Below are 7,088 nucleotides of genomic sequence, written 5' to 3' on the forward strand. Positions count from 1 at the left end.
TGCCGCCCGCCATGATGGCACGCGAGCGTCACGGCACGTGCAAAGCCAAGCTTATACCAGGCCCACTATGGATTGACCTGCCGTGCCCACTCGAAGTCGGTCAGCGACTGGATGCGATCGGTCTCGGCGATGAGCTTGTTCCAGGCTTCGCAGCGGGCATGGACGATGGCGCACGTGCCGCTGAACAGTCGACCTGACAGGTAGCGGTCCCGCAGGTACTGCCAGACTTTCTCGACTGCATTTCCATGGTGCCTCTCTATGCCGGGTTCCTGGTGCGGTCCGGGCCTGGCCGTTCGGCCCGGAGGTGGTCGAGTTCGGCCTCCGCCATCGTCACCAGCCAGATGCGCTGGCCGCCGCGGGCGGCCAACTGCCCCCGCAGGCGGCCGACGCGCAGCCAGTGGTAGGCTGTGTGGCGGTGGATGCCGAGGCGTTCGGCTGCCTCATGGAGCGTCCACTCGGCGCCGGGCTGACGCAGCACGGCCCCGCTCCAGATCGGCCGCCTGCCGGTCATGCCGTGGCGAAACATCAGGCGCTGGATCATCCCGGCCTCGAACGCTGCCCGTTTGGGCGGGCGCCAGCCAGCGGCGTTGAGCCTTTCGGCGATGACGGCGGCCGAACAACCCTGCCGACGCAGGTCACGGATGGTGGCCAGGATCTGGTCGAACCCGCGCAGCTGCTCGAACCGCCGAACGGGGCGAACAACGGCATGGCGGGTCCGCGCGCTGCCGGCCCATTCGCACTCGACTTCAAGCTGCTCGCTGACCCCTTCCAGGCGGATGACAACCCGTTCGAGGACGAGCCGGGCAATGGCCTGACGGTCCTGCTGTGTCGTTGTTGCAGCATGCCAGAGCGCTGGTATGTCCTCTGCGAGTTGCTGGATGACAGCGAGCTCCGCCACCTCCAGCCGAGGCAGCTCACGCGCCAGTTCGCGGGCTTGTTCGGCTTCCAGCGCCTCCTCTGCCGCCAGCGCCTCCTCCCAGTCCCGCTCCAGGGTGCGCGCCACCAAGCGCATGCCGGGGTCGACCGCCTCGTAGCGCCGACGTGCCAGCGCGGTGTTGTAGCGCGCCCGCTCCAGCCGCTCGGCCCAGTGCCGCCGTCGCGCGGCACGCTCGAGCTCGATATCCTCGGCCAGCTGCAGGCTGACCTCGAGGGCGGGTGGCGTCAGCGCCGCGAGGATCAGCTGGCCCACCGCCTGGTCCACTGGCGCCGCGCTCACCGATTGGCAACGCGGCCCGGCAAAGGTCACTGCCTCCTGGCAGCAGCCGTAGCGAGCCTCGCGGCCGTTGTTGTGGTAGCTGAGCGTCATCCGCCGGCCACATCGGCCACAATGGACAAGGCCGCCCAGCAGGGCATGGCCACCCCGCGGGACGCCCTCATGCTTGGCTCGGTTCGCCTTCATCTGCTCCTGGTTGCGGGTGTAGGTCTCCCAATCAATGTAGGCCGGCCAGCAGTCCCGACGCAGCACCGCCCAGCCCTCGGGCGCCCGGATGAACCGCCGCCCGCTTTGCGGCCTCCCGGGCAGTACGGCGCGACGCTCCATCCGTCGGCGACCATAGACATAGGCACCTGCATAGGCCGGGTGGCGCAGCATGTCGGCCACCGTCGCCTGGTTCGGGCGGTTCCACCTCACCTCACCCTTGCATGGGCCAGAGCGCAGGCGGTCGGGCAAACCGATGTCGTGGTCGGCGAGATAGGTCAGCACGCCGCGGACCGAACGGCGCCGCTCAAAAACATCGAACACAAGCCGGATCACCGAGCGGACCCCCTCGTCCGGGTCAAGCGCCACCTCGCCAGAGGGGCGCTGCACGTAACCGCGTGGCAGGCCCATGACGAGCTCCCCGCGAGCTGCCTTGGCACGACGCCCCTCGAGCATGCGGCTCTTGAGGATGTGCAACGCACCAAAATGTCTCATGCACGAGGCGTGGCCCCGGTGAGACGTGACCCACCTGAAACGCGGCGGCACTAGCCACCAATGACGAAAACGGTCACGCTCCCAGTATCGTCGCTCGCGGGAATGCCGCTTGCGGCAACTCGATCTGGTTAAGCTGTTGGCAAGGGCGCTGCCCTGATCTCGACACCCATTGGCAACACTCCAGTTTCTACAAAGCGCCAGAGTGCGATCAACAGTTTCCTGGCCATGGCGACGATGGCGATTCGCCGCGTGCGCCTGGCCAAGGTGCCAACGCGCTGGCGGAACCACTCGGCGAGCGCGCTGCCGGGTTGGTAGCGCAGCCATAGGGAGGGGCGCGGTGCGCGCCTGACCGCCGGGCGTCCGAGACTCGGCGGCGCGTCTGGGACGACCCGCCGCAGCGTTGTGCCAGGGCGAGTATGAGGAGAGGCGATGAGGGTTCTGATCTCGGGCGCGGGGATCGCCGGGCTGTCGCTCGCCCTGCGCCTGCGCCAGCGGGGGCTCACACCCGTTATGGTCGAGCGTGCACCGCGCGTGCGCGACGGCGGCTACATGCTCGGCCTCGCGGATCCGGGCCTCGACGCCGCCGAGCGCCTGGGCGTGGCCGACGCACTGCGGGCCGCACGGCACATACCGCGGCGCCTCGTCTACGTGGACGGGGACGGGCGCGAGCGGTTCGCTCTCGGCGGCCCGGCGCTCAATCGGCTGGTCGGCGAGCGGCGGTTCAACCTCTTGCGGGGTGACATCGAGCGGGCACTGTACGAGCGCGTCCACGACGGCGTGGAGATCCGCTTCGGGGCCTCGGTGGAGTCCTGGGAGGAGAGCCGGGACGGTGTGGGAGTCCGGCTCAGCAACGGCGAGGAAGTCGGGTGCGATCTCGTCGTCGGCGCCGACGGTCTCCACTCTCGGGTGCGAGCACTGGGCTTCGGGTCGGAGGAGCGGTTCGTGCGCCCTCTCGGCGCACGGGTAGCCGCCTTCCTGCTCAACCGCTCGCAGGTACCCGACGCCGTGCCCGGCACCTCCTACTCGCTAACTGAGGTCGGGCGGGCCGCGGCACTCGCCTCGGTCTGTGAGGACCGGCTGGTCGCGTTCTTCATCTGGCGCACCAAGGGGTGTTCGCGCCCCGGCTCCGTGGAGGAGGAACTTCGCCGCGCCTTCGCCGGGGCGGGCTGGCACGTCCCGGCCCTGCTGGACCTGCTGCCTCGCAAGGGAGACGTGTACCTCGACGAGGTGGCCCAGGTGGTGATGCCTCGGTGGTCCGCTGGGCGGGTCGCGCTGCTCGGCGACGCGGCTTTCGCAGTCTCGCTGATCGCCGGGAAGGGCGCAACGCTGGCGCTGGCCGGGGCGGTTCTGCTCGCCGACGCGCTGGCGGAGCAGCCCGGTCGGCCTCAGGCCGCTTTCGCCGCCTATGAAGCACGGCTGCGCCCCTGGGTAGCGACCGCGCAACGAATGGCGCGACGGAACGTCCACCTATTCACGCCCGCTAACCGCCTCCAGTTGCTCCTGCGCGAGGCCGTGCTACGTCTGGCGGCGCTTCCGTTCCTTGCCCCACCTCTCAAGCGGCTCCTGAACCGCGATGGCGAGCGGCTGTAGCAATCCGTCGCGAGCGCCGCCACGCAGGGCAGGCCGCGGCACCCGGAGGCAGCCCGACGGCTTCGGCCCTAGCAGAAGCGGTCGCGGTTGCCGGTCTCGACGATCGCCTGCACTTCCTCGATTGTCTCGGCCAGCTTTCCGTGCGCGAGCAGCATGTTTGCGAAGGATGGCACCCTCGCCGTGTAGGCCACGCCTCCGGTCGCCACATCCCCGACCGGACCACGCACTTCGGGCAGTGGGAGAGCAGGCGCCGGACGGCGACGAACCGCACGTGATCGGGAAGCTTCCCTCGGACGGCCATTGCCTCAGGAAGCTCCTAGTTCCGCACGATGATGGCCGCGTCGCTCAGGCGTAGGATGTACGTCACCCTCGGGAGTCAGGAAGATCAGGCCGACGCTCGGGCTGATCAGTACATTGCGGAAGGTGTCGATGCAGCAGTTACCGGCGGTCCGGTGCACCGACCGGTTTCTGTGCCCTCGCCCGGGTACAATGCCCCAGATGAGCCTCGTGCGTAGCGCCTCAGGGACACGTCACGGCCGCTTTTCTGGTTCTTCTTGTCCTTCCCAGCCCGGAGACGCTGGGCCTCCTGCAATGAAACGGCTAATGCGGCTCCCGATGTCGCCGGTGCGAAGCGAGACCATTGCGGAGCCCCAGCCATGCGCGCCGAGGCGCCATCTTCTGGAAAGGTCCGCTGATCGCCGTCCAGGTGGGAGGACTTTCCGCGTGAGCGCCTGCACGACGTGCTGGCCTTCCGCATGCGCCGCGTGCCAAAGGACAGCCCAGCGGCACAATGTCGCGCATGGCCCGGACATCTCTGCATGCGCAAGGCGCAGATTTCCGCCCTCAGCCGGCTCTGCGCGCCACATAGCTGTAGTAGTTACAGGACCCAAAGAAGCGATCCTCGGCCATGTCGCGTTCCAGCCCGCCTACGAAGGCGTCTGCCTCCGCTTCGGTCATCGCGCCCGCCTTTGGCAGCAGTACGCGGAAGGCTGCGCAGAACCCGCCGAAGTAGTCGGCCCGGCGGCCGATCTCGGCGAGGATAGAGGCGCGCGACCAGTTCAAGGAGAGTCCGCCCCCAGTCAGCAGGCGCGGCATGGCCCTCATGACACGCGGCTGGGCGATGAGGCCTGCCTGCACGGCACGGTCGGTCGCCTCGCCGCCGTCGGGCGCGTCGGTGGCGAAGGTTAGGGAGGCGTAGTCGCCGTCAAACACCACCAGCCTGCCACCCGGCTGGAGTAGCCGTCGTGCCTCGGCCAGCACCGAAGCGGGGTCGGCCACGTGGCTGATCAGGGTATGCATGAGCACCACGTCGAAGCTGCCCTCCGGCAGCCCGAGGCCGTGCGCATCGCCCGTGAGGAAGTCGATCCGTCCGCCGAGTCCCTCCGCGCCCGCGAAGCGCTTGCCCGCTTCAACAAGGTGCGGACTGATGTCGATGGCCCTGATCGGCCCTCGGACATCCGGTCGGCGAGCTATGGTCCGGGCCGCCACGCCCGTTCCGCAGCCGATGTCGAGAATGGCATCCGTCTCGGTGAGGGCAAGGTGGTCAGCGTAATCGGCAATCGCCGCGATGAAGAATGGGTGCCTACCTCGTGTTTCTAATCGCTCCGCCATTACGGCGAGCGTTCTTTCGTCCATCTCGTGGGTGCGCCCGTACACATCCGGCACCTTCAACTGGGATTGGTCTGCCATGCCTCCCTCCCGGTCTTGCTTCTCGTCGGCTATCCACCACCGAGGCTCTCCTGCTGACCTTGAAACAGTCATAAGGGCGTTGCCCTTGCCCGCACCAAGGCGGAGGTCGCCGCCGGGCGATGTGCGTCAATCGGGCGCGACACCCGGCGGCGCAGGTAAGAGCTAGGTGCCATGGCTGACTGCTCCCCTCAGGTTTGAGCGAGATGCGGCATCGCTTACCCGACAGGACGCGTCGAAGTGCTGGACGGCCGTTCCAATGGTCAAGACCTGTTCCCCAGAAAGTCGTGCCCAAGCCCGGCAGCGATGACCGACGCGCCGCCGAGCACCAGCGCGGCGCCGAATGCCTTGGCGATCCACCCGCCCTTGGGCGCCAGCTTCTCCGCCAGCACGGCCAGGGTGATCGCGGCCACCCAGAGGAGGTTCATTACCCCGCCGACGAACAGCAGCACCATCAGCGCCCAGCAACAGCCCACGCAGAAGGCCCCATGCTCCACCCCCATGCGGAAGGCGCCGCCCGTCCCGGCTCGCCAGTGTCCCATGACGAAGGCGATCGGCGAGCGACAGAGGCCCAGGCAGGCGTCCTTGTACGGCGACCACTGGTACAGCCCCGCGGCGATCAGGATTGTGCCACCCAGGACGGGGCTGATAGTGGCCATGTGGGGCGAGAGGAGCGAGAGCCGGTCCAAGGCCCATTGCAAGCTCGTGGCAACGAGAGCGAAGGCAGACCAAACGACGAGGTAGCCCGCGACGAAGGCACCCACGGGCGCCACGGTATGGCCCTGCTCGCGGCTGCGCCGGGCGAAGGTGGCAAAGAACAGGACCATGGGCGCGGCGGCGGGTAGCATCATGCCGACCATCATCACAGCCCACATGCCGAGCATCATGCCGAAGTGCGCCGAAGTCCAAGGCGCAGGGCGCAGCATGTCTAACCCACCCTGCGCCATGCCGGGCATGGCCGAAATAGCGGGGGCGCCGGCCATCCCATGCGTGTCCCCCGCCATCATGACGAGGTAGGCCCAGGATAAGCCGGTCAGGCCCACAAGCGCGGCCAGAACTGCGAAGCGGTCCCGCACCAGGACGCGTTCGAGTGGGCTGTGGCGGTCCGTCACGGAAGCTTCGGGATGCCGTTCTGGGTCAGGTGGATGCGAGCGAACTGGCCGTAGCTGTCTTTGAGGTCGAGCTTCACGCCGCCGGTCGCCGTCGTCGAGCCGCTGCCGTACTCGGCCTCCGCGTACTCGAAGCCGCTACGCAGCGCCACGCGGACCCGGTGATCCTGCCCGCTAAAGGGATTCTTCATGGGTGCGCCCGTTGAGGTGACCACGCCGGGCACGAAAACCCTCGCCCTACAAACATCAGGGTCGATGTCTATCTCAATGGGCACGTACTGCGGATCGAGGGTGGTCGAAACCACCGTCGAAAACACCTGAAAGAAGGTTGCACCCGGCTCTATCTCGCGCCCGTGCAATATCTCGACGAGCGCCTTGCGTTGGTCGATGTCAGCGCGCTCGTCGATGAAGAACTGCCATGTGCCTTGGCCGAGGTGAATGGGGCCGGGCCAGCCATACGTGCCGATCCAGGCCAGTCCGTCGAGCCGCGTAGCGCCGAAGTGCCCCCGCTCGATACACATGCTGGACATGGCTCGGCAGGTGCCGTCGGTCGGCAGCGCGTTGAACTGGCATGGACAGCCCCACGCGCAGTTGCAGTTGACATATTCGGGACCTTCGATGCTCCAATCGACATGGGCCATCGGTGCGAACTCCTGGCGCTCGCGGCTGTGCCCGCCCCAGGAAACCGGGACAAGCTGCCGGACCTCTTTTGTCAGCGACTTTAGATGTTCCGCGACGTAAGAGGGGCAAAAGCTGTGGCAGCGGTGGGATTTGCCCTTTCCAGGCGGCGG

The 7,088-nt window shown here is 67.7% G+C and carries 7 protein-coding genes; 2 read left to right on the forward strand and 5 right to left on the reverse strand.

Annotation, left to right across the window (positions count from 1 at the left end; translation table 11 throughout):
• Positions 1-197: hypothetical protein (locus AC5JJ1_RS09950; RefSeq protein ID WP_495784965.1), on the forward strand; the 197-nt coding region annotated here is incomplete at its 5' end.
• A gap of 59 nt (positions 198-256) precedes the next feature.
• Here AC5JJ1_RS09950 and AC5JJ1_RS09955 read toward each other — a convergent pair.
• Positions 257-1,963: a recombinase family protein gene (locus AC5JJ1_RS09955; RefSeq protein ID WP_495784966.1), complete on the reverse strand. Its 1,707-nt coding sequence runs from the start codon at positions 1,961-1,963 to the stop codon at positions 257-259.
• Positions 1,964-2,341: 378 nt separating this feature from the next.
• Between AC5JJ1_RS09955 and AC5JJ1_RS09960 the strand changes: the two genes are divergently transcribed.
• The gene (locus AC5JJ1_RS09960; protein ID WP_495784967.1) at positions 2,342-3,502 is read left to right on the forward strand and encodes an FAD-dependent monooxygenase; all 1,161 of its coding nucleotides are present in this window, start codon (positions 2,342-2,344) and stop codon (positions 3,500-3,502) included.
• A 68-nt stretch (positions 3,503-3,570) separates the two neighbouring features.
• Here AC5JJ1_RS09960 and AC5JJ1_RS09965 read toward each other — a convergent pair whose 3' ends face one another.
• The 4 genes from AC5JJ1_RS09965 to AC5JJ1_RS09980 all read right to left on the reverse strand — a co-directional run.
• Entirely contained in the window at positions 3,571-3,693 is a 123-nt protein-coding gene (locus tag AC5JJ1_RS09965; protein WP_495784968.1) for a hypothetical protein, read from the reverse strand.
• A gap of 652 nt (positions 3,694-4,345) precedes the next feature.
• Complete coding sequence (locus tag AC5JJ1_RS09970; protein ID WP_495784969.1) at positions 4,346-5,191, reverse strand: methyltransferase domain-containing protein; 846 nt, start codon at positions 5,189-5,191, stop codon at positions 4,346-4,348.
• 260 nt (positions 5,192-5,451) lie between these two features.
• The gene (locus AC5JJ1_RS09975) at positions 5,452-6,300 is read right to left on the reverse strand and encodes a DUF2182 domain-containing protein (protein ID WP_495784970.1); all 849 of its coding nucleotides are present in this window, start codon (positions 6,298-6,300) and stop codon (positions 5,452-5,454) included.
• On the reverse strand, positions 6,297-7,088 hold a 792-nt coding region (locus AC5JJ1_RS09980), incomplete at its 5' end, for a DUF1326 domain-containing protein (RefSeq protein ID WP_495784971.1). The genes AC5JJ1_RS09980 and AC5JJ1_RS09975, both read right to left, overlap by 4 nt.

Source organism: Belnapia sp. (assembly GCF_059504005.1).

What these genes read in the sequence shown, in the direction of transcription:
- AC5JJ1_RS09960 (WP_495784967.1), top strand. Translation starts at nt 2,342, where the DNA reads ATGAGGGTTCTGATCTCGGGCGCGGGGATCGCCGGGCTGTCGCTCGCC.
- AC5JJ1_RS09970 (WP_495784969.1), bottom strand. Translation starts at nt 5,191, where the DNA reads ATGGCAGACCAATCCCAGTTGAAGGTGCCGGATGTGTACGGGCGCACC.